The following is a 26,025-nucleotide window of genomic DNA, read 5'->3' as shown; positions in this document are numbered from 1 at the left end:
ATCGCCGCTGGAGTGCGGACCGTTGCCGGCCACGAGTTCCTCGCGCCCTTCAGGGCGCCAGCCCCTGCGTCAGCAGCGTCAGATACCGCCGGATCTCCCGGCCCTGCCCTCCCCCCAGTTCCGAGGCCGTCGCCACCCCGTGGGCCAGCCGCAGCAGCTCGATCGGCCGCAGGTCGGCCCGCAGGGCACGCTCCTTCTGAGCCGCCTCCACCAGCCGGCCCGCCGCCCTCTGCACCGTCGTGGCGCACGCCGTCGACGCGGCCGAGCTGCCGTCCGTGACCGCCGAGCCGAGCAGCGCCTTCATCCCGCGCACCTGGATCGTGGCGACGCACAACTCGTGCAGCCACTCCATCAGCGCCTCACCCGGCGGCAGTTCCTTCGCCAGCTCGTCGGCCCGTGCCCCCAGTGCCTCCATCCGGTCCACGTACGCGGCCTCCAGCAGCGCCTGCCGGGTCGGGAAGTGCCGGTAGAGCGTGCCGGAGCCGACGCCCGCCCGCTTGGCGATGTCGTCGAGCGACGCGTTCTCCCCGTGCTCGGCGAACGCTTCGGCCGCGACCTTCAGCAACCGCTCGTAGTTGCGCCGCGCGTCCGCGCGCATGCGCCTGACCTGCGGCATCCAGCAACTCCTCGCACACCGGGGATCGTCTCCACAGCCTAGCGAGACCCGGTTCGCCCGGTCAGTGCCGCTCGGGTGGCTCGTATCCGCCGGTCGCCGGGTCCGGTCCCAGGTGGCGGCGTACCGCGCCGGTGCCCAGGCCGATCGTGGCACGCGTGCGCATGGGGCCGTCCCCGCGGCGGGACAGCACCGTGACCTCGTCCACGCGCGCGTGCAGCACGCCGAGCCGGGCGGCGCATTCGGCGGCGAGGACGCGTGGCACGCGGGTGCGACCGAGCGAGAGGTGCGGGGTGAAGCGCGGAAAGCGGTCCGTGCAGGACGGGAAGGGCTCCGCCAGCACACGCCGGAGCTCCGTCCAGGGCGCGGCACCGGCCGCCGCGGGGTCGAGCCACACAGTGGAGTAGGACCGGTGACGGAAGGAGCGGACCCCGCCGAGGCGGATGTCGAAGGGCTCGCATGCCACAGCCGCCGCGGCCAGCAACGGGAGCGCCGCCGGGAAGTCCTCCTCCGGCACGAAGCCGAAGATCAGGTTCACATGCGGTGGCCAGCGCCGGATCTGCGGGTCGTGCTCGGCACGGATGCCCTGGATTGCAGGCCACAGCCCGGCCGGCGGCAGCCACGCCACGGCACTCCGCGGCGTGGGGTCCGACTCCAGACGACCGGGAGCGGCGGCGGGACGGGGGGCCTCGGACGGGCCGGGCGTCGTAGGACGAGGCGCCGGGGGGCAGGGCACTCTTCCATCATGGCCCCCGCCCCCCGGGCGGGGCGTCCGCACAAGCTACGCCGCGCAGGGCCGGAACTCAGGCAAGCCATGGCCAACGGCTGTCGTGACCACTCTCGATCAGAGAGACCATGCGGAAGGCAGCATCCGAAAGGCCGGCGAATACATGCCGATTCCCGCTTCCCGACGGTCCGTGGCCCGGCCGGTACCCCTCCAGGTTCCAGGTGTAGACGGGCACATGGGCCGGGATCTGGTCGGTCGGGGCGCCGTGCCGGTTCGGGGCGTACTGCTCGTCGGTGACGATCAGCACCCGGTCGTGCTTCCGGTAGTGCCGGCGCACGGCGTCGGTGGTGTCGGTGCCGCCCAGGCTGCCGAAGCGCTCCAGGATCTTCAGCACCGACTCGCCCTTGCGGAACGGCACCCTGTCGCTGGTCGTACCGAACTGGACGAGGTCGGCGTCGGCCGCCCGCAGCGTGAGCGCAGTGCCGAAGATCGCCGCCGCGTCGGCCCGGGTGAGCCCAGAGCGGTCTTGGGACTGCGCCCAGAACATCGAGCCCGACCGGTCGACCAGGACCAGCGTCCGGCCCGGCAGCGCGGGCACGTTGGCCAGCGAGTGGCCGAGCGCCTGCTCCAGCGGGTACGACCAGCGCAGCGACGGTGCGTGCCGGTAGGCGGCGAGGTAGCGGAAGGGGAACTGCCGCGAGCGCGCCACCTGCTCCGGGTCGCTGATCTTCGCCGCCACCCGGGCCGCGACCTCGTCGGACACCCCGGCCTCGTCGAAGTTGCGCAGGTTGCGGAGCAGCGCCATCGCACCCATCGACGGGATCACGGCCTCCCAGGCCGCCTTGTCCATGGGCCCCTGGAGCCAGCCGGCCAGCGCCTCCCAGGTGATCCCGGCCGCCGCGAGCCGCTCGGCACCGCCGGGCGAGGTGACGACCGACCGCCGCTCCGGCACCGGCAGTGCCATCAGCTCGCGGTGCGCGGTGAGCACCGGCAGGGACGGGGGCGGCACGGCGGTGTCGGGGTGGTGCCGGCGGTCGAGCGCGTACTGGAACAGCGCGCCCTGCCACGGCTTGTCCGGGTCCGGTGCCGCGTGCACCAGGTTGAGGATGTCGCCGAAGCGGTAGCCCTTGGACGCGGTGTCGTACTTCAGCAGCGACTTGGCGTGGTACAGCCGCCGTACGGCGTCGGCGACCCCGCGCTTGACGGGCTTGGGGACGGCACGGCCGTACCTCGACGTCCAGTACCCGAGCAGCTCGCCGGGCTCGTCCGGGCGCTGGAGCACGCGGTCCACGACCTGCCGGTTGGCCGGGCCGTCGGTCGCGCCGGCCGTCAGCCGTGCGTGCACGTACTCGGCGGCGCCCACGAGCGAGGCCGTCCGCATGTGCCCCTCACCGCGCAGCCAGCCGAGCAGGCCGGCCGTCCAGTCGGGGTCGCTGACGGCGAGGTCGCGCACGAGCTGGGCGAACCGGTCGTCCCGGTCGGTGCCGGACTCGTAGAAGGTGTTCTGCGTGACGAAGTTGGAGACGGCGAGCAGGAAGAGCTCGGAGCGTGCGTCGCGCTCGTGGCCCCGGCCGCCCTCGTAAGTCCGCAGAGAGCGTCCGGTGGTGGTGACGGGTGAGGTCGGCTGTGCCTTGGCGGCACGCGTGTTGAATCGCGCCATGGTGAATTCCCCCGAATTCATCGCTGTTTCGGAGGGAGGCGCGGCAAATGGAGGGTGTCCGAGGTCGAGAGTCGGCGACGGTCCTTAGTCAGATGCTCTGTCCCTTGAGCTACACCGACCCGAAGTCGGTGACGGGATTCGAACCCGCAACCTTCCGATCCCAATGAAGTATCCGCTGCCTGCGCACCGGACACCCACCATGAGCTGCGCCTCCCGAGATCAAGTCGGCTGCGGCTGTTGTTTCATTCCTGGAAAGGGAAGTAGCCGCTGCCATCGCACCGGGAGGTGCGTGACGTTGTGATCTCACTGTAGGAGGCGCAGCTGTGGACGTGCGAGCGAATTAATCCCCGCTTCCGGCGTTACCGCCGCTGCCGCTTCCAGGGCCCGGTGATGGCGAGCATGATGCCGGGCGTCTGGATGTTGGCGAACAGGGTCTTGCCGTCGGGCGAGAAGGTGACGCCGGTGAACTCGCTGTACTCCGGCGCCGCTTCGGTGCCGATGTTCAGTTCGTTGCGGGCGATCGGGTAGGTGCGGCCGCTCTCGGTGGCGCCGAACAGGTGCTGGACGCCTTCGCCGTCCTCGGCGATGACCAGGCCGCCGTACGGGGAGACGGTGATGTTGTCGGGGCCGTCGAAGGCGCCGTCATTGCCCGGGTCGGGGTTCACGCCGAGCAGCACCTTCAGGGTGAGGGTCCGGCGCCGAGGGTCGTAGAACCAGACCTGGCCGTCGTGCTGGACCGGGCTCTCCGCACGGGCGTAGGAGGAGACGATGTAGGCGCCGCCGTCGCCCCACCACATGCCCTCCAGCTTGCGGGCGCGGGTGATCTGGCCGTCGGTGAACTGCTTGCGGACCGACACGGTCTTCGCATCGCGGTCGGGGACGTCGATCCAGTCGACGCCGTAGACCGTGCCGATCTTCGTGGCGCGGGACAGGTCGTCCACGAACTTGCCGCCGGAGTCGAAGCACTTGAAGGCCTGGAGCACGCCGGCGTCGTCGGCGAGGGCGCGCAGCGCGCCGCGGCCGTGGCGGAAGCCCTCCGGCGGGGTCCAGCGGTACAGCAGGCCGTTGGGGCCGGCCGCGTCCTCGGTCAGGTAGAGGTGGCCGCGCTTGGGGTCGACGACGACGGCCTCGTGGGCGTAGCGGCCCAGCGCCTTGATGGGCTTGGGGTCGCGGTTGGCCCAGCGGTCCTCCGGGTCGACCTCGAAGACATAGCCGTGGTCCTTGGTGAAGCCGTATCTGCCGGCCTTGTCCTCGGTCTCCTCGCAGGTCAGCCAGGTGCCCCAGGGGGTGCTGCCGCCCGCGCAGTTGGTGGCGGTGCCGGCGATACCGACCCACTCGGCGACCTCGCCGCCACGCCGGACCTCGACGACGGTGCAGCCGCCGGCCGCCGCCGGGTCGTAGACGAGCCCCTCGGTCAGCGGCACCGGGTGCGGCCAGTTGGCGCGGGCGCCGGCCAGCTCGTGGTTGTTGACCAGCAGGGTGGTGCCGCGGGGGCCCTCGAAGGTGGCGGTGCCGTCGTGGTTGGACGGGGTGAACTCGCCGGACTCCAGCCTGGTCCTGCCGCTGTAGGTGATGATCTCGTACGAGAAGCCGGCGGGCAGGGCGAGGATGCCGTTCGGGTCGGGGACCAGCGGGCCGTAGCCGACGCCGCGGTGGTCGCCGTGCGCCGACTCCGTCTCGGCGCTGTCGGTGTCCGTCGCAGCGAGGGCGTTCGGCGCCGTGGCGAGCGCGCCGACGCTGCCCGCCAGGGCGACCCCGGCACCGGTGATCGCGGATTTTCTGGCGAAGTCCCTGCGGGTGAACGACATGGTGTGTCTCCTGAGACGGTGGGAGTGCCGTGGAGGGTGGCGGACCTCGGTTCGGCGCACACGCTCCCGCCGCACCTTGAACGGGACTTGAACAACGGACTACCTCAAAGACCCTTGTTCAAGAATCCGTATGCACCACCCCATGACCGACCCAAGTCACGCCATGACCAGCTCAAGGGGTTTTTCAAGCCCCGTGCTGCGACCGCGCCTTGAACGCGGCCTTCCGCGCCTCCTTCGCGACCTTCTTGTCCGGATGCAGCCGCCCCATCGCCTCCAGCACATCGGCCGTGGCCGGGTGCCCCACCCGCCAGGCCGCGGAGAAGAACCCGCTGTGCTGCGCGGCCAGGCCCTCCACCAGCGCCTGAAGCTCCTCGGAGTTGCCCTCGGCCGCCAGCTGCGCGGCCACCGTGTCGATGGTCAGCCAGAACACCAGCTCCTCGGACGGCGCCGGCACACCCGCCGCGCCCCGTTCGCTGAGCCACACCCGGGCCAGCCCGCCCAGTTCCGGATCGTCCAGCACCTCCCGCAGCGCCGGCTCCGCCTCCTCGCCGATCAGCGACAGGGCCTGCTGGCAGCGCAGCCGGCGCAGCGGCGCGCCCGCGTCCGCACCCCGTGCCGCCGCCAGCAACTCCCGTGCGGCATCGAGCGGTTCGCGGCGCGTGAGCCACAGCTCGGTCTCGGCGCGGGCGGCGGACTGCCCGAACCCGGCCGTACCGTCGAGCAGCGCGTCCGCGCCCTTGTCGGCGAGCTCACCGACGGCCGGCGCCTGGAACCCGGCCTCCAGCAGCCGCGCCCGCAGCCCGTACACGCCGAGCGGGGTCAGTCGGACCATGCCGTAGCTCGAGACATCGGTGTCGTCGAGCTGCGCCGCGGGCTCCTCCTCGGCATCGGTCATCAACACCTCGTCCACCGGCTGGTACTCCACGAGCCCGACCGGCTCCAGCGCCCGGAACTGGTCGTCCAGCCGCATCATCGCGTCGGAGACCTGTTCCAGGACGTCGTTGGTGGGCTCGGCCATGCCGTCGGGGAGGATCATGGAGGCGGCCAGGGCGGGCAGCGGGACCGGGCCCTCGCCGGGGCCGTCCTCACTGACCGTCAGCAGATAGAGGTTGCCGAGGACGCCGTCCAGGAACTCCGCCTCGGCCTCGGGGTCCCAGTCGAGTGACGAGAAATCGATCTCGCCGCCCTCGTCCAGGGCATCGACCAGATCGTCCAGGTCGGGGACGCTCGCGTCGGCGACGACGGTCTCCAGCGCGGCGAGCCACACGGCGAGCACATCGGCCGGGGCGCCCCCGGTGAGCAGCTTCAGCTCCTCGCCGGCGCGGACCGTCCCGGTCTCCTCGTCCACGATCTCGACCAGCCCGGCGTCCACGGCGACCCGCCAGGCCTCACTGGCATACGCGGCGGCCTCGTCACCGCTCAGTCCGAGCAGTTCGGCGGCGGCCGGAAGCTGCTCCTCGACCAGTCCGCCGCCGGCGTCCACCCGGGTGTCGGGCCCGGCCCAGCGGGCGAGGCGGGCGGCGCGGGAGAGCAGCGGGGTGGACAGCGCGGCGCGTGCCAGCTCCGCTTCGGGGTGCAGCCGTACGGGCGGCAGGGGGGCGCTGTCTGACATCGGCTGGTTCTCCTCGGACCGTGAAACGGGCTCAGCCGCTCAGCCTAGACGGATATCCACCCATGCCGCCCGGTTCATCTCTCCGTCGACCGCCATACATGGCCGAAACCTTGACAACTCCCGTCGCCAGGCAGGAGATTGACGCGCGTAGAAGTTGGGGGGACAACTGTTCACTCGGCTCTACGCGTGTCACGGAGGGCTACGACCCCCACACGCTCCCGTTCCACCCTCGTCCCGGCGCATCGTCACGTCCCCGGAGGGATCCCTTGCCGAGCAGGTCTTCCGCGCGCCTCGCCGCGCTCACCGTCGCCGCCGTCTGCAGCGCGGCGTCCGCCGTCGTCCTCACCTCTCCCGCGCACGCCGACTCGGTGCGCATCCACGACATTCAGGGCACCACCCGAATATCGCCGTTCGCGGGCCAGAAGGTGACGGATGTGCCGGGCATCGTCACGGCCACGCGGACGTACGGCTCGTCCAGAGGCTTCTGGATCCAGGATCCGAGCCCGGACGACAACCCGGCCACCAGCGAGGGCGTCTTCGTCTTCACCAGCTCCACGCCGAAGGTCTCGGTCGGCGACTCGGTGACGGTGACCGGCACGGTCTCCGAGTACGTCCCGGGCGGCGCCGCCTCCGGCAACCAGTCGGTCACGGAGATCACCAAGCCGACGATCACGACGGTCTCCACCGGCAACGCGGTCCCGGCGCCGGTCGTGATCGACGAGGACTCGGTCCCCGACGAGTACGCGCCGCAGGGCGACACCGCGGCCGGCGGCTCGATCAACGGCCTGACCCTGGACCCCTCGAAGTACGCCCTGGACTACTACGAGTCCCTGGAAGGCATGAACGTCCAGGTCGAGGACACCCGCGTGGTCGGCCGCACCGACCCGTACAGCGAGCTGTGGGTCACGGTGAAGCCGTGGGAGCACCGCAATGTGCGCGGTGGCACGGTCTACGGCTCCTACGACTCGCAGAACACCGGCCGGCTGCAGATCCAGTCGCTGGGCTCGACCGCCGACTTCCCGAAGGCGAACGTCGGCGACACCCTGGACGGCGCCACCACCGGCCCGCTGGACTTCAACCAGTACGGCGGCTACACCCTGGTGGCGAGCAAGCTCGGCACCCTGCAGAGCGGCGGCCTGGAGCGCGAGACCACGCGCAAGCAGTCGGGCCGCGAGCTGGCGGTGGCCACCTACAACGTCGAGAACCTGGACCCGTCGGACAAGACGTTCGACGAGCACGCCGCCGCGATCGTGAACAACCTGCAGTCACCGGACATCGTGTCCCTGGAGGAGATCCAGGACAACAACGGCGCCACGGACGACGGCACCGTCGACGCGAGCGTCACCGTGAACAAGCTGATCGACGCGATCGTCGCGGCGGGTGGCCCGAAGTACGACTGGCGCTCGATCGACCCGGTCAACGACCAGGACGGCGGTGAGCCGGGCGGCAACATCCGCCAGGTGTTCCTGTTCAACCCGGAGCGGGTGTCCTTCGTGGACCGCGCGGGCGGCGACTCCACCACCGCGGTCGGCGTCAGCAAGGAGAACGGCAAGGCCGAGCTGACGGTCTCCCCCGGCCGGATCGACCCGGCGAACGCGGCCTGGAAGGACAGCCGCAAGCCGCTGGTCGGCCAGTTCGTCTTCCGCGGCAAGACCGTCTTCGTGATCGCCAACCACCTGATCTCCAAGGGCGGCGACCAGGGCCTGACCTCGCAGTACCAGCCGCCGACGCGCAGCTCGGAGATCCAGCGCCACGCCCAGGCGACCGAGGTGAACGCGTTCGTCAAGGACATCCTGGCCGTCCAGAAGAACGCGAACGTCATCGCGCTCGGCGACATGAACGACTTCGAGTTCTCCGGGACGGCGAAGATCCTCGAGGGCGACGGCGAGCTGTGGTCGGCGATCAAGTCGCTGCCCAGGAGCGAGCGTTACACCTACGACTACCAGGGCAACGAGCAGGTCCTGGACCAGATCCTGATCAGCCCGGCGATCCGGCGCGGCTGTGACTTCGACTACGACTCCGTGCACATCAACTCGGAGTTCAACGACCAGATCAGCGACCACGACCCGCAGGTGCTGCGCTTCCGCCCGTGAGCGAAGCCGCTCTCAGGGCTGGCTGAACACTCCGTTCAGCCAGCCCTGCCAGGCGGACGACCTGGAATTCCTCGGACCCCTGGGGCGGTCAATGGTGACGCTGCCGGCGCCGGACGACACCGGCCGTCACCGCGGCCGCGCCCAGCACGCCCACGGCGAGGACCGGCCCCGGATGCCGCATGCCCGCGCGCAGCGCGCCGCGCAGGGGCTGCGGGACGGAGTCCTCGACGGCATGGCCGGCGCGTCCGGCCCGGTGCTGGACGGCATGTCCGGCACGACTCGCCCGGCCCTGCGCCGCATGCCCCACCCGCGCGGCCCGGCCCTGCACCACATGCCCCGCCTGAGCGGCCCGGCCCTGCACCACGTGCCCCGCGTGTGCCGCCCGTCCCTGCACCACATGGCCGGCCTGGGCGGCGCTCTCGCGCAGCTGCACGGTCATGGCACCGGCCTTGTCCTTCAGGTCGGCGGCCCGCACCCGGGCCCGGCCCTTCACATCGGCCTTGCCGACCAACTGGGCGACGGTCTCGCCGAGTTGGTGCCTGGTGTGCTCGATCTGCTGCCGCAGCTCGTCGGGCCCCTTGACGCCCGAGCCGTGCGGAATCCTGTGCTTCATCGATGTGTCCTTTCCCTGATCGCGTCGACGAACGGCTCCGCCTTCGCCGCTGTAGCGCTGAGCATGATGCCTCCTGAGGTCGCGCCCGGCGGGGAGGGGACGTGGCGCGGTGTCCGCCCGCAGCGGCCGGCGAAAACGCAGGGCGCCCCTCGAAGGACAGCGCGCCGGACCGAGGACGGACACCACCCGGCGCGGCACCGACTCACAACCCACCGTAGGCGCGACCCCGGCCACGACGCACCCGCACGGGCCGCCGCAGGCATCCGCACCCACGCACCAGACGTCGGGTACCCGGCCCGAAGACCGTCAGTCCCGCTCGACGCCCCCGCCCCCGCTCCCGCGCTCGCCGAGGCGCGCGAGTTGGCTCTGAAACCAGTCGAGTCGCGCCTGCAACAACGCTGCCTCGGCGACGAGTTCAGGCACCCCGGGCTCCACCCCACCCGCCGACTCGGCGGCGGCCCCGATGCCACCACGCCGTGCCACCACCCGCACCCCGTGCCCGGCCAGCCGGGCGAAACCGGCGAGCGAAACCGACGTACGGCCGCGCACACAGCCACCGCAGACGGGAGCGAGGGCCCGCCAGCCGGGCCTGCCCCAGCCGGCGTCGCCGAGCGCGACCGCGGTGGCACCACAGGCGCACGGACCGGCGGTGGCCGAGCGCACCCGCTGCCGGGCATAGCGAAAGCCGCGCTCGAAGCGGATGTAGGCACCGAGCACGGAGACCTCCAGCAGCAGGGCGGTCCGGTGCTCGGCGGTGCACAGCATGGCCTCGGCGGCACCGCGGTCGTGGACACAGTGGAAGCCGCAGTCGCACAGCCGGGCCGGCGGCCGGTGCCGGCGGCCATAGACACACGCGGCGTCGTCGAGCACGGCGTACGGCAGCGCGCCGCCGAGCGACACACCGGTGAACCCGGCCCGGGTGCCGTCCTGGGACAACACCGGGTGGGCGATCTTGTATCCGGTCGGCGGCTCCGTCGGGCGTTCCGCGGGGAGCCGGAACCTCATCGGACGGCCGGAACCTCTTCACGGGCCGGCTCGGCCGGTCCGACTTCGACGGGGACGGCGATCTCCGCGGGGAGCGAGGCCTGCTCCTCCTCGACGTGCGGCCGCTCCTCGGCGACTCCCGTGGCCAGTGCCTTGCCGAGCTTCATGGTGCCTCCCATGACGGACGTCGGTGACCCTCCGGCCATAGTGACCCATGAGGGGCCGAGTTGGACACAGGGCCTTCGGCCGTAACCCAAACCCATCAGCATTGCTTATCAATACCGCGTAGCAGATTTAAGTAGAGCTTCACCGATGGGCCGCCGACACTACCCGTATGACAACCTCACGCACCACCCCCCGCCCCTTCGGCCGCACCCTCTGCGCGATGATCTCGCCGTTCACCGAGGACGGCGCCCTCGACCTGCACGGCGCCCGAAAGCTGGCCGCGTGGCTGGTGGCCGAGGGCTGCGACGGCCTGGTGCTGAACGGCACCACGGGCGAGTCTCCCACCACCACGGACGCGGAGAAGACGGAGCTGGTCACGGCCGTCCGGGATGCAGTCGGCGACCGGGTGTCCCTGGTCGCGGGGGTGGGCAGCGCCGACACCCGGCACACCGTCGAGCTGGCCCTGGCGGCCGAGCAGGCGGGCGCCGACGGCGTGCTGGTGGTGACGCCGTACTACAGCAGGCCGCCACAGCAGGCGGTGGAGGCGCACTTCCGCGCGGTCGCCGACGCGAGCGGACTGCCCGTGATGCTCTACGACATCCCGGGCCGCACCGGCACCCGGATCGAACCGGACACGATCATCCGCCTCGCCGCGCACCCGAGGATCGTGGCCGTCAAGGACTGCTCCTACGATTTCCTCGGCACCCAGAAAGTGCTGGCCCACACGGCCCTGGCGTACTACGCGGGCTGCGACGAGCACATACTCGCGCTGTACGCGGTCGGCGCGGCGGGCTGTGTGAGCACGGTGGCGAACGCCGTACCCGGCCCGATCGCCGCGATCCTCGACGCCTTCGACGCCGGCGACACCGCCCGGGCGACCGAACTCCAGTTGCGCACGACGCCGTTGATCGAGGCGATGATGGGCGCGGGCCTGCCCGGCACAGTCACCGCCAAGGCCCTCCTCGCCCGCCTGGGCCTGCCCGCGGGCCCGGTGCGCGCACCCCTGCTGCCCGCCGGCCGGGAGGCGGCCGACGGACTGCTGGCGCGCCACGAGGCGCTCACGACGGCCTGAACTCCGAGGACCGGCCCGCCTCCCTTGTCGTACGGTGGCCCGGTGAGCCGCCCCCTGCTGTTCCTGGACGTCGACGGCCCCCTCAACCCGTACGCGGCCCAGCCGGAACGCCGACCCGAGGGCTATACGACGATCCGGGTGCCCGTGTTCTCCCGGCGCCCGCTGCGCGTCTGGCTGAACCCCGACCACGGCCCGGCTCTGCTCCGGCTCGGCTACGAACTGGTCTGGGCGACGAGCTGGATGGCCGAGGCCAATGTCTGGATCGCCCCGGTCGTGGGCCTGCCGGAGCTGCCGTACCTCGACTTCGGCACGGGCCTGTTCGCCGAGCGACCGGACGGCGTGCACTGGAAGACGGAGGCGATCGTGGCGTACGCCGATGGCCGCCCGTTCGCCTGGGTGGACGACGAGCAGAGCGCGGCGGACACCGCGTACGTGGCCGCCCGTCACCCCGCCCCGGCCCTGCTCCATCACGTGAACCCGAGAATCGGCCTGCGCGAGGACGACTTCGCGGCACTGCGGGAGTTCGCGACGTCGACGTCCGTATGACACAGCCCCCTCCGCACGACACAGCGCCCTCCACCACACACGGCGGAGGGCGCTGAGGCGCGGTCGGGTCAGTTGTGGCTGTGCAGGATGTCGTTCAGGCCGCCCCAGACCGCGTTGTTCGGGCGGGCCTCGACCACGCCGGTGACCGAGTTGCGGCGGAAGAGGATGTTCGAGGCGCCGTTCAGCTCGCGGGCCTTGACGATCTGGCCGTCGGGCATGGTGATCCGGGTGCCTGCGGTGATGTAGAGGCCGGCCTCGACCACGCACTCGTCGCCGAGCGCGATGCCGACGCCCGCCTCGGCGCCGATCAGGCAGCGCTCGCCGATGGAGATGATCACGTTGCCGCCGCCGGACAGGGTGCCCATGGTGGAGGCGCCGCCGCCGATGTCGGAGCCGTTGCCGACCACGACGCCGGCGGAGATCCGGCCCTCGACCATGGAGGTGCCGAGCGTGCCGGCGTTGAAGTTGACGAAGCCCTCGTGCATGACCGTGGTGCCCTCGGCGAGGTGCGCGCCGAGGCGGACCCGGTCGGCGTCGGCGATGCGGACGCCCTTGGGGACGACGTAGTCGGTCATGCGCGGGAACTTGTCGATCGAGGTGACCTGCAGGTGCAGGCCCTCGGCGCGGGCGTTCAGCCGCACCTTCTCGATCTCGTCCACGGCGACCGGGCCGAGCGAGGTCCAGGCGACGTTGGCGAGGTGGCCGAAGATGCCGTCCAGGCTCTGCCCGTGCGGCTTGACCAGGCGGTGCGAGAGCAGGTGCAGACGCAGATAGACGTCGTGCGCGTCGATCGGCTTCTCGTCGAGCGAGGCGATGACCGTGCGGACCGCGACCACCTCGACGCCCCGGCGGGCGTCCGGGCCGATCGCCGCGGTCGCGCCGCCGCCCAGCAGCTCAGCCGCCTGCTCGGCGGTGAGCCGCTCGGTGCCGGCCGGGCCCGGCTCCGCGACCAGCTCGGGGGCCGGGAACCAGGTGTCGAGAACGGTGCCGTCGGAGGCGAGGGTGGCGAGGCCGGCGGCGACGGCGCCGGTGGTGCGGGAAGCAGAGTCGGTCATGGAAGAAAACCTAACGTGGGCGGGGTGGTCAGGGCGAACCGCGTCTCACGTGCCGGGCGCCGCTTCAGGGGATCAGCCGAGACAGGGCAGCGCGGGCGTACCCCTCATCGTACGAACCGCCCGTCAGCAGCACCTGGAGACAGATCCCGTCCAGCAGGGCGAGCAGGGCGCGGGCGGTGACCGGGTCCGTGCGGCGGGCCAGCAGGGCCGCCGCCGCCTCGGTCCACTCGGCGGCGACGGGGCGCAGGGCGGGGCGGCGCAGGGCCTCCAGATACAGCTCGTACTCCAGCTCCACGCCCGTGCGGTCGCCGCCCAGCCACGCGCCGAGCGCGCGGGCGAGTTCGGCGGCGAGATCGCCCTCGCCGTCCTTGGGTAGCTGCTCGGCCAGCACCCGGCCGAAGTTCTCGTTCGACTGCCGCAGTGCGGCCACCATCAGCTCTTCGAGGGTGGCGAAGTGGTACGTCGTGGAGCCGAGCGGTACGTCCGCCTCGGCGGCGACCGAGCGGTGGCTGAGGCCTGCGATGCCGTCCCGGCCGACGACGCGGATCGCCGCGTCGATGAGGCGCCGGCGCCGGTCGGGGTCGTAGCGGCGGGGCATCAGTGACTCGCCCCGCCCAGGTTCAGCACGACCACTCCGCCGACGATCAGCAGGATGCCGCCGACCTTGGCGAGGCCCAGCCCCTCCCCGAACAGCAGCAGTCCGAGGAGGGCGATGGCCGCGGTGCCCACGCCGGACCAGATCGCGTACGCCGTGCCGATCTGGACGGTCTTCAGCGTCTGGGCGAGCAGCGCGAAGGAGATGAGGTAGCCCAGAGCCGTCACGAGCGAGGGCCAGAACCGGCTGAACCCCTCGCTGTACTTCATCGCCGTCGTCGCGGCGACCTCGGCGGCGATGGCGCCGGCGAGTGTCAGATATCCCATGTGTACAAGCGTACACAAGGATGCGTACGGGCGTACACAACCGATACGTACGAGCGTACGCAACGAGGAAGTTTCACTTTCATAGAAACCGCTCGCCGAACCGTCTTCCGGCGCTAATGTGCGGGGCCATGCCCGACCACACCCCCCATCCCTGGGAGACCGGCTGGACCGCCGATTCCTCCCGCTCCCCCGGCACCCGAAGACTCTGGCTGGCCGGCGCGCTCGCGCTCACGGTGGTCACCGTCTGCGTCACGGCGCTGGCGCTGAACGACGGACCGCCGCACACCAGGACCGCCCGGCAGGCGACCGGAGCCCCCACGGACAACGGCCCCGGCCTGCTCTCCTTCGCCTCGCCGTCGGCGAGTTCGGCCGCTGCGGCCGGGGGCAGAACCACGACGGCGTCGGTGGCACCACCCACCACCGCCCCGTACCCCGCCCACAGCCCGAAGCCCACACCGTCCAAGTCACGGGCCGAGCAGGGGAGTTCCGCAAAACCCGCCCCCACCCGGCGATCGGTCCGCTCCCTGAACTACCCCGACCGCTACTGGCACATCAGCGGCGACTTCGTACGGCTCGACCCGGTCACCACCCCGGCCGACCGCCGTGCCGCGAGCTTCACTGTCGTCAAAGGCCTTGCGGACAGCGCCTGTTACTCCTTCGCGACGGCGGACGGCGGCTATCTGCGCCACCGGAACTTCCTCCTGCGCGCCGAACACGACGACGGCACACCCCTGTTCCGCCAGGACGCCACCTTCTGCCCCCGCCCCTCCTCCATCGGCGGAGCGACCATGCTGGAGTCGGTCAACTACCCCGGCCGCTTCCTGCGCCACCAGAACTTCCAGCTGAAGCTGGACCCGTACCAGAACACCGGCCTCTACCGCGCCGACTCGGCGTTCCTGCTCGTGGACGGGCTGGGCTGAGCACCCGAAGCCCGGCCATGCGAAAGGGGCCACGGCACCCGGCCATGGCCCCTTTCACAGGCGCTGTGTCAGACGTTGAACCCGAGCGCCCGAAGCTGCTCGCGGCCGTCGTCCGTGATCTTGTCGGGGCCCCACGGGGGCATCCAGACCCAGTTGATGCGGAGTTCGTTGACGAGGCCGTCCGTGGCGGACTTGGCCTGGTCCTCGATGACGTCCGTCAGCGGGCAGGCCGCGGAGGTCAGGGTCATGTCGACGGTCGCCACGTTGGAGTCGTCGATGTGGATGCCGTAGATCAGGCCGAGGTTGACGACGTCGATGCCCAGCTCGGGGTCGACGACGTCCATCAGGGCCTCGCGCAGCTCCTCCTCGGAGGCGGGCTTCATCTCTGCGGTGTCGGTCATGCCGTCTTCCTTTCGGCGTCGGCGCCACCCAGCGCCTGGGCCGTCGCGTCCTTCCACGCCATCCAGCTCAGGAGGGCGCACTTGACCCGCGCGGGGTACTTGGAGACACCGGCGAACGCGACCGCGTCCTCCAGGATTTCCTCCATCGCGTCGTCGGGCTCGATCCTGCCCTTGGACTGCATCAGCTCCAGGAAGGTCTCCTGGATCTTCTGCGCCTCGGCCAGTTCCCTGCCGACCAGCAGTTCGTTGAGGACCGACGCGCTCGCCTGGCTGATGGAGCAGCCCTGGCCCTCGTACGAGACGTCCGCGATCTTCGTGCCGTCGTACTTCACGCGGAGGGTGATCTCGTCGCCGCACGTCGGGTTCACATGGTGCACCTCGGCGTCGCCATCCCGCAGACCACGCCCGTGGGGGTTCTTGTAGTGGTCCAGGATGACTTCCTGGTACATCGAGTCCAACTTCACGAAGACCAACCTCGCGATCTCAGGTCCGGTGCGTGGCCTTCCGGCCGGGGGTCCGGGGGTTGTCCCCCGGGATAACACAGCACGGTTTCAGCTCACGCCTCTCAGCCGAAGAAGTTCCGTACGTGCTCCAGCCCCTCGACCAGTGCGTCGATCTCGGCCGGCGTGGAGTACAGATAGAACGACGCTCGCGTGGTCGCAGGAATTCCGTACCGGAGGCAGACGGGCCGCGCGCAGTGGTGGCCGACGCGGACCGCGATGCCCTGCTCGTCGAGGACCTGGCCCACGTCGTGCGGGTGGATGTCACCGAGCGTGAAGGAGATCGCGGCACCCCGGTCCTCGGCCGTGGTCGGGCCGATGATCCTCAGGTCCGGGACCTTCTGCAGTCGCTGCACCGCGTACTCGGTCAGCGCGTGCTCATGGGCGAGGATCTTCTCCATGCCGATCGACTGGAGGTAGTCGATCGCCGCGCCGAGACCGACCGCCTGGGCGATCGGGGGCGTGCCCGCCTCGAACTTGTGCGGCGCCGGGGCGTAGGTGGACGAGTGCATCGAGACCGTCTCGATCATCTCGCCGCCGCCCAGGAAGGGGGGAAGGTCCTCCAGGAGCTCCTGGCGGCCCCACAGGACGCCGATGCCCGTCGGGCCGCACATCTTGTGGCCGGTGAAGGCCACGAAGTCGGCCTGCAGGGCCTGCACGTCCAGCGGCATGTGCGGGGCGGCCTGGGAGGCGTCGATGCAGACCAGCGCGCCGACCTCCTGGGCGCGGCGCACTATCGCCTCGACCGGGTTGACCGTGCCCAGGATGTTCGACACCAGCACGAAGGAGACGATCTTCGTCTTCTCGGTGATGATCTCGTCGATGTTGGTCAGGTCCAGCCGGCCGTCGTCCGTCAGGCCGAACCACTTCAGCTTCGCGCCGGTGCGCTGCGCCAGCAGCTGCCACGGCACGATGTTGGAGTGGTGCTCCATCTCCGTGATGACGATCTCGGTCTCGTGGTCCACCCGGTAGGGCTCCTCGGCCCAACCCAGCATGTTCGCCACGAGGTTCAGCGACTCGGAGGCGTTCTTGGTGAAGATCACCTCGTCGCGGCTCGGCGCGTTGATGAACGCGGCGACCTTGTCGCGCGCGCCCTCGTACAGCGCCGTGGCCTCCTCGGCGAGCACATGCACACCGCGGTGGACGTTGGCGTTGTAGCGCTCGTAGTACTCGCTCAGGGCGTCCAGCACCTGGCGCGGCTTCTGCGAGGTCGCCGCGTTGTCCAGGTACACGAGCTTCTTGCCGTCGTGGACCAGGCGGTCCAGTACGGGGAAGTCCTTGCGGATCGCCTCGGTGTCGAGGAGGCCCGGCAGCTGTGTCACGCGGATACGCCACCCTTCGTGTATGCCTCGTAGCCCTCGTCCTCCAGCTTGTCGGCCAGCTCGGCACCGCCGGACTCGACGATCCGGCCACCGGAGAAGACGTGGACGAAGTCGGGCTTGATGTAGCGCAGGATGCGCGTGTAGTGCGTGATCAGCAGGGTGCCGACCTCGCCGGTCTCGCGGACGCGGTTGACGCCCTCGGAGACGATGCGGAGCGCGTCGACGTCCAGACCGGAGTCCGTCTCGTCCAGGATCGCGACCTTCGGCTTGAGCAGCTCCAGCTGAAGGATCTCGTGGCGCTTCTTCTCACCGCCGGAGAAGCCCTCGTTCACGTTGCGCTCGGCGAAGGCCGGGTCCATGTTGAGGCGCTCCATGGCCTCCTTGACCTCCTTCACCCAGGTGCGCAGCTTGGGGGCCTCGCCGCGGACGGCGGTGGCGGAGGTGCGCAGGAAGTTGGAGACCGAGACGCCGGGGACCTCGACCGGGTACTGCATCGCCAGGAACAGGCCGGCGCGGGCGCGCTCGTCGACGGACATCGCCAGGACGTCCTCGCCGTCGAGGGTGACGGTGCCGTTGGTGATCGTGTACTTCGGGTGACCCGCGAGGGAGTAGGCGAGGGTCGACTTGCCGGAGCCGTTGGGGCCCATGATGGCGTGCGTCTCGCCCTGCTTCACGGTGAGGTCGACGCCCTTGAGGATCTCCTTCGTGGCGTTGTCGGCCTCGACGGTGACGTGCAGGTCTCGGATTTCAAGCGTTGCCATGGGTGCCTCAGGACTCCTGGGTGAGGGAGACGAGAACGTCGTCCCCTTCGATCTTGACGGGGTATACGGGGACGGGGCGCGTGGCCGGGAGGCCGGACGGCTTGCCGGTGCGCAGGTCGAAGGAGGAGCCGTGCAGCCAGCACTCGATCTGGCAGTCCTCCACCTCGCCCTCGGAGAGCGAGACGTTCGCGTGGGAGCAGATGTCGTAGATCGCGAACACCTCGCCCTCGGTCTTGACGACCGAGACCGGCGTGCTGTCGATCTCCACCCGCTTCGGGGTGTCCTCCTCCAGCTCGCTCAGCCCGCAGACGCGTACGAAGGTCATGCGACCGAAGCCTCCAGCTCCTCCTCGATCTTGGCGAGCAGGCGCTCCTGGATGTCGGCGACACCGATCTGCTGGACCAGCTCGGCGAAGAAGCCGCGGACCACCAGGCGGCGGGCCTCATGCTCCGGGATGCCGCGGGCCATCAGGTAGAAGAGCTGCTCGTCGTCGAAGCGGCCGGTCGCGGAGGCGTGGCCGGCGCCGACGATCTCGCCGGTCTCGATCTCCAGGTTCGGCACCGAGTCGACGCGCGCGCCGTCCGTGAGGACCAGGTTGCGGTTCATCTCGTAGGTGTCCGTGCCCTCGGCCTTGGCCTCGATGAGCACGTCGCCGATCCAGACCGCGTGCGCGTCGTCGCCCTGGAGCGCGCCCTTGTAGACGACGTTCGACTTGCAGTGCGGGGTGTTGTGGGTGACCAGCAGGCGGTGCTCCTGGTGCTGCCCGGCGTCGGTGAAGTACAGGCCGAACAGCTCGGCCTCGCCGCCGGGGCCGGCGTAGGTCACGCGCGGGTGCAGGCGGACGACGTCACCGCCGAAGGTGACGACCACGGACTTGAAGGAGGCGTCCCTGCCGACCAGCGCGTTGTGCTGGGCCACGTGGACGGCCTTGTCGTCCCAGTCCTGGACGGAGACGACGGTCAGCTTGGCGCCGTCGCCCAGGACGTAGTCGACGTTGGCGGCGAGCACGACGTCACCGGTGTGGTCGATGACCACGACGGCCTCGGCGAAGGCGCCCAGCTCGATCACCTGGTGGGCGTAGGCGACCCCGCCCTCGCCGTGCGCGGCGATCCGGATCGGCTCGGTGAGCACCGTCTCCTTGGGGACGGTGACGACGCCGGCCTTCTCGAACGCCGAGTACGCCTGGGCGGCGACGCGGTCCACCGGGGTGCCCGCCCTGCCGAGGCGGGCGTCGTCGCGGCCGACGGTCTCGACGGTGACGCCCTCGGGGGCCTGGACGGTGACCTTCACGCCCCCGCCGTTCGCGACGGCGGTGCCGTCGTGCAGCCCGCGCAGGCGCTCCAGCGGGGTGAACCGCCACTCCTCCTCGCGGCCGTGCGGGACCGGGAAGTCCGCCACGTCGAAGGACGGGGGCGCGCTCATGCGCGAGACGACGGTCGACTCCGCGGCGACCGCGATCGAGCCGGCGGTGGTGCTGCCCACCGGGATGTTCTGGGCCTCAGCCATGGCTGTCGTAGTGCTCTCTTTCCTGAGTAGGACGTCTGCTGGTGATGGGGGCGGTCGTCAGCCGACCGCGCCCTCCATCTGCAGCTCGATCAGCCGGTTGAGCTCCAGCGCGTACTCCATGGGCAGCTCCTTGGCGATGGGCTCGACGAAGCCGCGCACGATCATCGCCATGGCCTCGTCCTCGGAGAGGCCGCGGCTCATCAGGTAGAAGAGCTGGTCCTCGGAGACCTTGGAGACGGTGGCCTCGTGGCCCATGGACACGTCGTCCTCGCGGACGTCGACGTACGGGTACGTGTCCGAGCGGGAGATGGTGTCCACCAGCAGCGCGTCGCACAGCACGTTGGACTTCGACCCGGCGGCGCCCTCACCGATCTCGATCAGACCGCGGTACGACGTACGACCGCCGCCGCGCGCGACCGACTTGGAGACGATGTTGGACGACGTGTTCGGCGCCATGTGGACCATCTTGGCGCCGGCGTCCTGGTGCTGGCCCTCGCCCGCGAAGGCGATGGAGAGGGTCTCGCCCTTGGCGTGCTCGCCCATCAGGTAGACGGCCGGGTACTTCATCGTCACCTTGGAGCCGATGTTGCCGTCGATCCACTCCATGGTCGCGCCCTCGTAGGCCACGGCGCGCTTGGTGACCAGGTTGTAGACGTTGTTCGACCAGTTCTGGATGGTCGTGTAGCGGCAGCGGGCGTTCTTCTTGACGATGATCTCGACGACCGCGGAGTGCAGCGAGTCCGACTTGTAGATCGGGGCGGTGCAGCCCTCGACGTAGTGCACGTAGGCACCCTCGTCGACGATGATCAGGGTCCGCTCGAACTGGCCCATGTTCTCCGTGTTGATGCGGAAGTAGGCCTGGAGCGGGATCTCGACGTGCACGCCCTTCGGCACGTAGATGAAGGAGCCGCCGGACCACACGGCCGTGTTCAGGGCCGCGAACTTGTTGTCACCGGCGGGGATGACGGTCCCGAAGTACTCCTTGAAGAGCTCCGGGTGCTCCTTCAGGGCGGTGTCGGTGTCGAGGAAGATGACGCCCTGCTCCTCCAGGTCCTCGCGGATCTGGTGGTAGACGACCTCCGACTCGTACTGGGCGGCGACACCGGCGACCAGGCGCTGCTTCTCGGCCTCCGGGATGCCCAGCTTGTCGTAGGTGTTCTTGATGTCCTCGGGCAGGTCCTCCCAGGACTCCGCCTGCTTCTCCGTGGAGCGCACGAAGTACTTGATGTTGTCGAAGTCGATGCCCGAGAGGTCGGAGCCCCAGTTCGGCATCGGCTTCTTCTCGAAGAGCTTCAGGCCCTTCAGGCGCAGCTTGGTCATCCACTCCGGCTCCGACTTCTTGCCGGAGATGTCGCGGACGACCTCCTCGTTCAGGCCGCGCCTGGCGGAGGCACCGGCCACGTCGGAGTCGGCCCAGCCGTATTCGTACTTGCCCAGGCCCTCGAGCTCAGGGTGGGCAGTCTCCGTGGGGAGAGTCATGCGGGGTTCCTCCCGGCCGTGGTTGCAGGTGCGTCAGTGGATGTCTTGGGGATGAACGTCGTGCAGACGCCGTCGCCGTGCGCGATGGTCGCCAGTCGCTGGACGTGGGTACCCAGCAGCTCGGCGAAGATCTCCGTCTCCGCCTCGCACAGCTGCGGGAACTGCTCCGCGACATGAGCAACCGGGCAGTGGTGCTGGCACAGCTGCTCGCCGACCGGTGCGTTGCGCGCCGTAGCAGCGTACCCGTCTACGCTCAAGGCCTTGGCCAGGGCTTCGGCTCGCTTGTCCGGCGTGACCGCCTCGATCGCCTTGCGGTACGCGCTCGCCTGGGCGGCGATCCGGGCGCGGGCGAAGGCCGCGACCGCCTCGGGGCCTCCGCCCTGCTCTGCGATCCAGCGGAGCGCGTCCGCGGCGAGCTTGTCGTACGACTGGTCGAAGGCGTCCCGGCCGCAGTCGGTCAGCGCGAAGACCTTGGCGGGGCGGCCGCGCGTGCGCGTGCCGTACACACGCTGTTCGCGGGCCTCCACGACGTCGTCGGCGACCAGTGCGTCCAGGTGGCGCCGAACGGCCGCCTGGGTCAGTCCCAGCCGGCCGGCGAGTTCGGCGACGGTCGACGGGCCGTGGTCCAGGATGGAGCGCGCGACGCGGTTGCGCGTGGAGCGCTCACCGGTCGCGAGTTCCTCCTGTGGGGCCCCCAGGGGGGCCTCCCGAGCCTCGCCGACGTTTTTCACAACGCCATTGTTGCGTAATTCCTCGGAGCCTGACAAGCGCCGTCCGGATCATCGAGCGGTGCCCTGCATCACTTAGGCATACCTAATCCGACCTGCGGAAACGATCTTTGATCGATCATCCGGCGAGGCCCTGAGCAGGCAATTCGGTGGCGGCGGGCGGGTCCGTCCGGAAGACTCGCGAACCATGCCGACACCCCCTCCGACCGGCCCTCTTGTCACCCGCGACACCCTCGCCGCACAACTACGCCTCCTGGGTGTCGAGACCGGCGAAACCCTCCTCGTCCATTCCTCACTCAGCTCCCTCGGCTGGGTGAACGGCGGCGCCGTCGCGGTCGTCCAGGGACTGCTCGACGCCCTCGGCCCCACGGGCACGCTCGTCGTCCCCGCCCAGTCGGCCGACCTGTCGGACCCCGCGCTGTGGAGCAGACCGCCCGTGCCCCGGGAGTGGTGGGACCGGATCCGGGCGACCATGCCGCCGTACGACCCGCTGATCACCCCCACCCGCGGGGTCGGCGTGATCCCGGAGACCGTACGGACCTGGCCGGGCGCCCTGCGCAGCGCGCACCCGCACACCTCGTTCGCGGCGCTCGGCCCCCACGCGCGGGAGATCACCGACGGCCACGCCCCCGACTGCCGGCTCGGCGAGCGGAGCCCGCTGGCCCGACTGGAGAAGCTGGGCGCCCGGGTCCTGCTGCTCGGCGCGGGCTACGACTCCTGCACCGCCTTCCACCTGGCCGAGTACCGGATACCCGCCCCGCTGGTCGAGGTCGGGCGGCCCGCTCCCGGCGGGGGCTGGGAGACGGTGGTCGAGGTGTCGATCGACTCCGACCGGTTCGACGAGCTGGGGCACGACTTCGAACGGGACCGGCCCGTCGTGCGCGGCAGGGTCGGCGCGGCGCAGGCACGGCTGTTCCCGGTGGCGGACGCGGTGGCCTACGCCGAACGGTGGCTGCCGGTGCACCGGCCCCGGGAAGAGTGAGTTCCCCTACCCGCCGGTCCGGACGGCAAGCGGTCTCCCTAGACTCTGGGACCATGCGAAGTGAGCCTGTGGTCCAGGTCCAGGCCCTGGTGAAGCGGTACGGCACGAAGACCGCGGTGGACGGCCTCGACCTGGTGGCCGGGGCGGGCGTGACCGCCGTACTCGGTCCCAACGGGGCGGGGAAGACGACGACGGTCGAGACCTGTGAGGGGTACCGGAAGCCGGATTCCGGCACGGTGCGCGTCCTGGGCCTCGACCCCGTACGCCAGTCCGCCGAGCTGCGTCCCCGTATCGGCGTGATGCTCCAGTCCGGCGGCGTGTACTCCGGCGCCCGGGCCGACGAGATGCTCCGGCACGTGGCCACGTTGCACGCGCACCCGCTGGACGTGGACGCCCTGATCGAGCGGCTGGGCCTCGGCAGCTGCGGCCGGACCGGCTACCGGCGGCTGTCCGGCGGCCAGCAGCAGCGCCTGGCGCTCGCCATGGCCGTCGTCGGGCGCCCGGAACTGGTGTTCCTGGACGAGCCGACGGCCGGCCTGGACCCGCAGGCCCGCCGGGCCACCTGGGACCTGGTGAAGGACCTGCGCGCCGACGGCGTCTCGGTGATCCTCACCACCCACTACATGGAAGAGGCCGAGCAGCTCGCCGACGACGTGGCGATCATCGACGGCGGCCGGGTCATCGCCCAGGGCTCCCCGGAGGAGCTGTGCAAGGGCGGCGCCGAGAACACCCTGCGCTTCACCGGCCGCCCCGGCCTCGACGTGGGCTCCCTGCTGAAGGCCCTCCCGGCCGACTGCACGGCCGCAGAACTCACCCCGGGCGCCTACCGGGTCGTCGGCAACGTCGACCCGCAACTGCTGGCCACCGTGACCTCCTGGTGCGCCCAGCACGGAGTGATGCCGGAGCGGATCTCGGTGGAGCGGCACACCCTGGAGGACGTCTTCCTGGAGCTGACCGGCAAGGAGCTGCGCTCGTGACGACTGCAACCGGTACGTACGCCCCCAAGCCGGGTGCGGCGCCGCTCCGCCGCATGATCGCGGCGCAGGCGGCCCTGGAGACGAAGATGCTGCTGCGCAACGGCGAGCAGCTGCTGCTGACCGTGGTCATCCCGACCCTGCTGCTGGTGCTCTTCAGCTCGGTGGACATCGTGGACACCGGCAAGGGCAAGGCGGTCGACTTCCTCGCCCCCGGCATCCTGGCGCTTGCGGTGATGTCGACGGCGTTCACCGGGCAGGCCATCGCGACCGGCTTCGAGCGCCGCTACGGCGTGCTCAAGCGGCTCGCCTCCTCGCCGCTTCCCCGCTGGGGCCTGATGACCGCGAAGACCGCGTCCGTGCTGGTCACCGAGGTCCTCCAGGTGATCCTGCTGACGGTGATCGCCTTCGCGCTGGGCTGGTCCCCGCACGGCAACCCAGCCGCCGTCCTGCTCCTGCTGATCCTCGGTACGGCCGCCTTCTCCGGCCTCGGACTGCTGATGGCGGGCACGCTGAAGGCGGAGGCGACCCTGGCCGCCGCCAACCTGGTCTTCCTGCTGCTGCTCGTCGGCGGCGGGGTCATCGTGCCGCTGGAGAAGTTCGGCTCGGGCGCGCAGCACGTGCTCGGGCTGCTGCCCATCTCGGCGCTCTCCGGCGGGCTGCGGGACGTGCTCCAGCACGGCGCCGGGATGCCGTGGGGCGACCTCGGGATTCTCGCCGTGTGGGCGGTCGTGGGACTGGCCGCCGCCGGGAAGTTCTTCCGCTGGGAGTGAGCCTGCACGGTGGACCCTCGTGAAAGCGTGCACAAGCGGCGGCCTACGATGGTGGGCGTGCCCAAGCTGAACCCCGCCGACGCCGCAGCGGCCGTGCGCAACCCGCTCGCCTTCATCGCCGAACGCTGGACCCCCTCCCCCCGGACGGTCCAGCGGGCGGCCCTCGCCGCGCTCGTGATGTCGGTGGTCATCGTCGTCACCGGCGGCGCCGTCCGCCTGACCGGCTCCGGCCTCGGCTGCCCGACCTGGCCCGAGTGCACCGACGGCTCGCTGACGCCGACGACCGCGCTGAGCTACCACAGCGCGATCGAGTTCGGCAACCGGATGCTGACGTACGTACTGTGCGCCGCGGTCGGCTGGGCGATCATCGCCGCCCGCTCCGAGAAGCCGTACCGGCGCAGTCTGACCCGGCTGGGCTGGGCGCAGTTCTGGCTGGTGATGAGCAACGCGATCCTCGGCGGCGTCGTGGTGCTGGTGGGTCTCAACCCGTACACGGTCTCGGCCCACTTTCTGCTCGCGACGGCCCTGACGACCGTCGCCGCGCTGATGTGGCAGCGCACCCGCGAGGGCGACGGCCCGCCCCGGCCGCTGGTCGGCAAGGCCGTGCAGCAGCTGGTGTGGTTCCTGGTGGCCGCGTCCCTGCTGCTCATCGCGGCCGGCACGGTGGTGACCGGAGCCGGGCCGCACGCGGGTGACTCCAGCGACGTCAAGCGGATCCCCGTCGACTGGGAGACGGTGGCCAAGCTGCACGCCGTGCTCGCCTGGATCGTGGTGACGCTGACGTTCGCGCTGTGGTTCGTGCTGAAGGCGGTGGACGCGCCGAAGGGCCCGCCCGCGCGCACCCGTGATCTGTTCCTGATCCTGCTCGGCCAGGGTGTGATCGGTTACGTGCAGTACTTCACCCACCTGCCCGAGCTGCTGGTGGGCCTGCACATGCTCGGCTCCTGCCTGGTGTGGATCGGTGTGCTGCGCGTCCTGCTGGCGCTGCGCGAACGCCCGGAGGCCACGCTGGACCTGCCCGGCTCCTCGGCCGAGATGACGGTGGGCACGCGCGCGTGAGTCACCCGTAGGTGGTGACCAGCGTGTCGATCGCCGGGCCGAGGTAGGCACGGGTCAGCTCGGCGCGGCGGTCGCGCCAGTCCTGGGCGGCCGGGGCAGCGGCGTCGTAGCGCCGGCGGGCGATGTCCTCGACGACCTCGACGGGAGCACCGAGCGCCGGGAGTTCGGCGAGCGCCTCCCGCTTGGAGACCAGCCGCCCGTCGCGCAGGGTCACGGTGGCCCGGGCGAAGGTGAGCAGGCCCAGGTCCACCCACACGTCCTGCCGCCACTGCCGGGCCTTGTCCACCGCCGGGCGCCAGTAGTCCCGCTGGTCCCGTACGACGAAGTCGTGCAACTGCCGCTCCGGCACCGGCGGGAGCAGCCCGGCCGGGGATCCGCCGTACAGCACCCGCCCGAAGTCGTGCAGCTCGCGCCGGGTGACGGGGGTGACCGGGCGGCGCAGCACGCGTCCGTGGGCCCAGGTGAGGTGCGAGCGGTCCGGGTCGCCCAGGGTGGCCGGGGTGAGATAGCTGCAGTGGAGTTTCGGGGCGAGGGGTTCGGCCCGCAGCCGCCGGTGCAGGGCCACCACCCGCCGTACGGTCCCGAGGCGCACCGGACCCGGCAGTACGGCGATCAGGTCAAGGTCGCTGCGGCCCTCCTGATAGTCGCCGCCGGCCAGTGAGCCGTGTGCCCACACAGCGCGGGGCCGCAGCGGCGTGAGTCCGTCGAGGAACCGGTCGAGCAGCGATGCGGTCGGCATCCGCCCAGTCTG

28 protein-coding genes are annotated in these 26,025 nt (G+C 70.8%); 8 read left to right on the top strand and 20 right to left on the bottom strand.

Annotated features, from left to right (window positions below):
• Positions 1–49 precede the first annotated feature (49 nt).
• The 5 genes from ACWCQS_RS11375 to ACWCQS_RS11355 all read right to left on the bottom strand — a co-directional run bounded on the left by ACWCQS_RS11375 (position 50) and on the right by ACWCQS_RS11355 (position 6,420).
• Complete coding sequence (locus ACWCQS_RS11375; protein WP_451004195.1) at positions 50–616, bottom strand: TetR/AcrR family transcriptional regulator; 567 nt, start codon at positions 614–616, stop codon at positions 50–52.
• 61 nt (positions 617–677) lie between these two features.
• The gene (locus ACWCQS_RS11370; protein ID WP_451004194.1) at positions 678–1,241 is read right to left on the bottom strand and encodes a 2'-5' RNA ligase family protein; all 564 of its coding nucleotides are present in this window, start codon (positions 1,239–1,241) and stop codon (positions 678–680) included.
• A gap of 175 nt (positions 1,242–1,416) precedes the next feature.
• The gene (locus tag ACWCQS_RS11365) at positions 1,417–3,000 is read right to left on the bottom strand and encodes a TROVE domain-containing protein (RefSeq protein WP_451004193.1); all 1,584 of its coding nucleotides are present in this window, start codon (positions 2,998–3,000) and stop codon (positions 1,417–1,419) included.
• A gap of 359 nt (positions 3,001–3,359) precedes the next feature.
• Positions 3,360–4,808 carry an alkaline phosphatase PhoX gene (locus ACWCQS_RS11360; protein WP_451004192.1) on the bottom strand — a complete coding sequence of 483 codons (1,449 nt, stop codon included), beginning with the start codon at positions 4,806–4,808 and terminating at the stop codon, positions 3,360–3,362.
• Positions 4,809–4,992: 184 nt separating this feature from the next.
• Positions 4,993–6,420: a hypothetical protein gene (locus ACWCQS_RS11355; RefSeq protein ID WP_451004191.1), complete on the bottom strand. Its 1,428-nt coding sequence runs from the start codon at positions 6,418–6,420 to the stop codon at positions 4,993–4,995.
• Between the two features lie 266 nt (positions 6,421–6,686).
• On the opposite strand from ACWCQS_RS11355, the gene ACWCQS_RS11350 reads away from it, so the two are divergent.
• Positions 6,687–8,513, top strand: a complete 1,827-nt coding sequence (locus ACWCQS_RS11350) for an endonuclease/exonuclease/phosphatase family protein (protein WP_451004190.1) — start codon at positions 6,687–6,689, stop codon at positions 8,511–8,513.
• Between the two features lie 88 nt (positions 8,514–8,601).
• Here the strand turns inward: ACWCQS_RS11350 and ACWCQS_RS11345 are convergent, their stop codons facing one another.
• The 3 genes from ACWCQS_RS11345 to ACWCQS_RS11335 all read right to left on the bottom strand — a co-directional run bounded on the left by ACWCQS_RS11345 (position 8,602) and on the right by ACWCQS_RS11335 (position 10,277).
• Positions 8,602–9,126 (bottom strand): DUF3618 domain-containing protein, encoded by a 525-nt coding sequence (locus ACWCQS_RS11345; RefSeq protein ID WP_451004189.1) that lies wholly within the window; start codon positions 9,124–9,126, stop codon positions 8,602–8,604.
• Positions 9,127–9,432: 306 nt separating this feature from the next.
• The gene (locus ACWCQS_RS11340) at positions 9,433–10,131 is read right to left on the bottom strand and encodes a hypothetical protein (RefSeq protein WP_451004188.1); all 699 of its coding nucleotides are present in this window, start codon (positions 10,129–10,131) and stop codon (positions 9,433–9,435) included.
• A complete protein-coding gene (locus ACWCQS_RS11335; protein WP_450987434.1) occupies positions 10,128–10,277 on the bottom strand; it encodes a hypothetical protein in 150 nt (49 codons plus the stop codon). The genes ACWCQS_RS11340 and ACWCQS_RS11335 overlap by 4 nt, the downstream gene beginning before the upstream one ends.
• Positions 10,278–10,444: 167 nt before the next feature.
• Between ACWCQS_RS11335 and dapA the strand changes: the two genes are divergently transcribed.
• Both dapA and ACWCQS_RS11325 read left to right on the top strand, forming a co-directional pair.
• Positions 10,445–11,347, top strand: coding sequence for a 4-hydroxy-tetrahydrodipicolinate synthase (dapA, locus tag ACWCQS_RS11330; protein WP_451004187.1), 903 nt, complete (start codon positions 10,445–10,447; stop codon positions 11,345–11,347).
• A gap of 42 nt (positions 11,348–11,389) precedes the next feature.
• Complete coding sequence (locus tag ACWCQS_RS11325) at positions 11,390–11,893, top strand: hypothetical protein (RefSeq protein ID WP_451004186.1); 504 nt, start codon at positions 11,390–11,392, stop codon at positions 11,891–11,893.
• A gap of 68 nt (positions 11,894–11,961) precedes the next feature.
• On the opposite strand, the gene dapD is transcribed toward ACWCQS_RS11325, so the two are convergent.
• From dapD to ACWCQS_RS11310, 3 genes are all read right to left on the bottom strand, one after another.
• Positions 11,962–12,948, bottom strand: a complete 987-nt coding sequence (gene dapD, locus ACWCQS_RS11320) for a 2,3,4,5-tetrahydropyridine-2,6-dicarboxylate N-succinyltransferase (RefSeq protein ID WP_451004185.1) — start codon at positions 12,946–12,948, stop codon at positions 11,962–11,964.
• Between the two features lie 64 nt (positions 12,949–13,012).
• Complete coding sequence (locus ACWCQS_RS11315) at positions 13,013–13,546, bottom strand: TetR/AcrR family transcriptional regulator (protein ID WP_450980523.1); 534 nt, start codon at positions 13,544–13,546, stop codon at positions 13,013–13,015.
• Positions 13,546–13,869, bottom strand: coding sequence for a DMT family transporter (locus tag ACWCQS_RS11310; RefSeq protein ID WP_451004184.1), 324 nt, complete (start codon positions 13,867–13,869; stop codon positions 13,546–13,548). The genes ACWCQS_RS11315 and ACWCQS_RS11310 overlap by 1 nt, the downstream gene beginning before the upstream one ends.
• A 128-nt stretch (positions 13,870–13,997) precedes the next feature.
• On the opposite strand from ACWCQS_RS11310, the gene ACWCQS_RS11305 reads away from it, so the two are divergent.
• Complete coding sequence (locus ACWCQS_RS11305; protein WP_451004183.1) at positions 13,998–14,789, top strand: AbfB domain-containing protein; 792 nt, start codon at positions 13,998–14,000, stop codon at positions 14,787–14,789.
• 68 nt (positions 14,790–14,857) lie between these two features.
• Here ACWCQS_RS11305 and ACWCQS_RS11300 read toward each other — a convergent pair whose 3' ends face one another.
• The 8 genes from ACWCQS_RS11300 to ACWCQS_RS11265 all read right to left on the bottom strand — a co-directional run bounded on the left by ACWCQS_RS11300 (position 14,858) and on the right by ACWCQS_RS11265 (position 21,489).
• Positions 14,858–15,190 carry a metal-sulfur cluster assembly factor gene (locus ACWCQS_RS11300; RefSeq protein WP_100825566.1) on the bottom strand — a complete coding sequence of 111 codons (333 nt, stop codon included), beginning with the start codon at positions 15,188–15,190 and terminating at the stop codon, positions 14,858–14,860.
• A complete protein-coding gene (sufU, locus tag ACWCQS_RS11295) occupies positions 15,187–15,654 on the bottom strand; it encodes a Fe-S cluster assembly sulfur transfer protein SufU (RefSeq protein ID WP_451004182.1) in 468 nt (155 codons plus the stop codon). The genes ACWCQS_RS11300 and sufU overlap by 4 nt, the downstream gene beginning before the upstream one ends.
• Before the next feature lie 101 nt (positions 15,655–15,755).
• Entirely contained in the window at positions 15,756–17,012 is a 1,257-nt protein-coding gene (locus ACWCQS_RS11290) for a cysteine desulfurase (RefSeq protein ID WP_451004181.1), read from the bottom strand.
• Positions 17,009–17,773, bottom strand: a complete 765-nt coding sequence (gene sufC, locus ACWCQS_RS11285) for a Fe-S cluster assembly ATPase SufC (protein ID WP_451004180.1) — start codon at positions 17,771–17,773, stop codon at positions 17,009–17,011. The genes ACWCQS_RS11290 and sufC overlap by 4 nt, the downstream gene beginning before the upstream one ends.
• A 7-nt stretch (positions 17,774–17,780) precedes the next feature.
• Entirely contained in the window at positions 17,781–18,098 is a 318-nt protein-coding gene (locus tag ACWCQS_RS11280) for a non-heme iron oxygenase ferredoxin subunit (RefSeq protein WP_351604967.1), read from the bottom strand.
• Positions 18,095–19,279 (bottom strand): Fe-S cluster assembly protein SufD, encoded by a 1,185-nt coding sequence (sufD, locus tag ACWCQS_RS11275; RefSeq protein ID WP_450980527.1) that lies wholly within the window; start codon positions 19,277–19,279, stop codon positions 18,095–18,097. The genes ACWCQS_RS11280 and sufD overlap by 4 nt, the downstream gene beginning before the upstream one ends.
• Before the next feature lie 57 nt (positions 19,280–19,336).
• On the bottom strand, positions 19,337–20,758 hold the full coding sequence (sufB, locus tag ACWCQS_RS11270) for a Fe-S cluster assembly protein SufB (RefSeq protein WP_388563119.1): 1,422 nt from the start codon (positions 20,756–20,758) through the stop codon (positions 19,337–19,339).
• Entirely contained in the window at positions 20,755–21,489 is a 735-nt protein-coding gene (locus ACWCQS_RS11265) for a helix-turn-helix transcriptional regulator (RefSeq protein ID WP_451004179.1), read from the bottom strand. The genes sufB and ACWCQS_RS11265 overlap by 4 nt, the downstream gene beginning before the upstream one ends.
• Before the next feature lie 184 nt (positions 21,490–21,673).
• On the opposite strand from ACWCQS_RS11265, the gene ACWCQS_RS11260 reads away from it, so the two are divergent.
• Genes ACWCQS_RS11260 through ACWCQS_RS11245 form a run of 4 tightly spaced genes read left to right on the top strand, consistent with a single transcriptional unit; the run spans position 21,674 to position 25,274 of the window.
• Positions 21,674–22,468 (top strand): aminoglycoside N(3)-acetyltransferase, encoded by a 795-nt coding sequence (locus tag ACWCQS_RS11260; protein ID WP_451004178.1) that lies wholly within the window; start codon positions 21,674–21,676, stop codon positions 22,466–22,468.
• A gap of 53 nt (positions 22,469–22,521) precedes the next feature.
• Positions 22,522–23,445, top strand: coding sequence for an ABC transporter ATP-binding protein (locus tag ACWCQS_RS11255; RefSeq protein WP_451004177.1), 924 nt, complete (start codon positions 22,522–22,524; stop codon positions 23,443–23,445).
• 53 nt (positions 23,446–23,498) lie between these two features.
• Positions 23,499–24,215, top strand: coding sequence for an ABC transporter permease (locus ACWCQS_RS11250; protein WP_451004310.1), 717 nt, complete (start codon positions 23,499–23,501; stop codon positions 24,213–24,215).
• 48 nt (positions 24,216–24,263) lie between these two features.
• Complete coding sequence (locus ACWCQS_RS11245; RefSeq protein ID WP_451004309.1) at positions 24,264–25,274, top strand: COX15/CtaA family protein; 1,011 nt, start codon at positions 24,264–24,266, stop codon at positions 25,272–25,274.
• Position 25,275: 1 nt separating this feature from the next.
• Here ACWCQS_RS11245 and ACWCQS_RS11240 read toward each other — a convergent pair whose 3' ends face one another.
• Complete coding sequence (locus ACWCQS_RS11240) at positions 25,276–26,013, bottom strand: aminoglycoside adenylyltransferase domain-containing protein (RefSeq protein ID WP_451004176.1); 738 nt, start codon at positions 26,011–26,013, stop codon at positions 25,276–25,278.
• Between the last annotated feature and the right edge of the window lie 12 nt (positions 26,014–26,025).

Source organism: Streptomyces sp. NPDC002076 (assembly GCF_053593835.1).
This window is presented reverse-complemented; position numbering and strand designations above follow the sequence as displayed.

Excerpts from the sequence above, each read along its gene's own strand:
- ACWCQS_RS11375 (WP_451004195.1), bottom strand. The coding sequence starts at position 616 with ATGCCGCAGGTCAGGCGCATGCGCGCGGACGCGCGGCGCAACTACGAG.
- ACWCQS_RS11365 (WP_451004193.1), bottom strand. The coding sequence starts at position 3,000 with ATGGCGCGATTCAACACGCGTGCCGCCAAGGCACAGCCGACCTCACCC.
- ACWCQS_RS11360 (WP_451004192.1), bottom strand. The coding sequence starts at position 4,808 with ATGTCGTTCACCCGCAGGGACTTCGCCAGAAAATCCGCGATCACCGGT.
- ACWCQS_RS11355 (WP_451004191.1), bottom strand. The coding sequence starts at position 6,420 with ATGTCAGACAGCGCCCCCCTGCCGCCCGTACGGCTGCACCCCGAAGCG.
- ACWCQS_RS11345 (WP_451004189.1), bottom strand. The coding sequence starts at position 9,126 with ATGAAGCACAGGATTCCGCACGGCTCGGGCGTCAAGGGGCCCGACGAG.
- ACWCQS_RS11340 (WP_451004188.1), bottom strand. The coding sequence starts at position 10,131 with ATGAGGTTCCGGCTCCCCGCGGAACGCCCGACGGAGCCGCCGACCGGA.
- ACWCQS_RS11335 (WP_450987434.1), bottom strand. The coding sequence starts at position 10,277 with ATGAAGCTCGGCAAGGCACTGGCCACGGGAGTCGCCGAGGAGCGGCCG.
- dapA (WP_451004187.1), top strand. The coding sequence starts at position 10,445 with ATGACAACCTCACGCACCACCCCCCGCCCCTTCGGCCGCACCCTCTGC.
- dapD (WP_451004185.1), bottom strand. The coding sequence starts at position 12,948 with ATGACCGACTCTGCTTCCCGCACCACCGGCGCCGTCGCCGCCGGCCTC.
- ACWCQS_RS11315 (WP_450980523.1), bottom strand. The coding sequence starts at position 13,546 with ATGCCCCGCCGCTACGACCCCGACCGGCGCCGGCGCCTCATCGACGCG.
- ACWCQS_RS11310 (WP_451004184.1), bottom strand. The coding sequence starts at position 13,869 with ATGGGATATCTGACACTCGCCGGCGCCATCGCCGCCGAGGTCGCCGCG.
- ACWCQS_RS11305 (WP_451004183.1), top strand. The coding sequence starts at position 13,998 with ATGCCCGACCACACCCCCCATCCCTGGGAGACCGGCTGGACCGCCGAT.
- ACWCQS_RS11300 (WP_100825566.1), bottom strand. The coding sequence starts at position 15,190 with ATGACCGACACCGCAGAGATGAAGCCCGCCTCCGAGGAGGAGCTGCGC.
- sufC (WP_451004180.1), bottom strand. The coding sequence starts at position 17,773 with ATGGCAACGCTTGAAATCCGAGACCTGCACGTCACCGTCGAGGCCGAC.
- ACWCQS_RS11280 (WP_351604967.1), bottom strand. The coding sequence starts at position 18,098 with ATGACCTTCGTACGCGTCTGCGGGCTGAGCGAGCTGGAGGAGGACACC.
- sufD (WP_450980527.1), bottom strand. The coding sequence starts at position 19,279 with ATGGCTGAGGCCCAGAACATCCCGGTGGGCAGCACCACCGCCGGCTCG.
- sufB (WP_388563119.1), bottom strand. The coding sequence starts at position 20,758 with ATGACTCTCCCCACGGAGACTGCCCACCCTGAGCTCGAGGGCCTGGGC.
- ACWCQS_RS11260 (WP_451004178.1), top strand. The coding sequence starts at position 21,674 with ATGCCGACACCCCCTCCGACCGGCCCTCTTGTCACCCGCGACACCCTC.
- ACWCQS_RS11255 (WP_451004177.1), top strand. The coding sequence starts at position 22,522 with ATGCGAAGTGAGCCTGTGGTCCAGGTCCAGGCCCTGGTGAAGCGGTAC.
- ACWCQS_RS11250 (WP_451004310.1), top strand. The coding sequence starts at position 23,499 with ATGATCGCGGCGCAGGCGGCCCTGGAGACGAAGATGCTGCTGCGCAAC.
- ACWCQS_RS11245 (WP_451004309.1), top strand. The coding sequence starts at position 24,264 with ATGGTGGGCGTGCCCAAGCTGAACCCCGCCGACGCCGCAGCGGCCGTG.
- ACWCQS_RS11240 (WP_451004176.1), bottom strand. The coding sequence starts at position 26,013 with ATGCCGACCGCATCGCTGCTCGACCGGTTCCTCGACGGACTCACGCCG.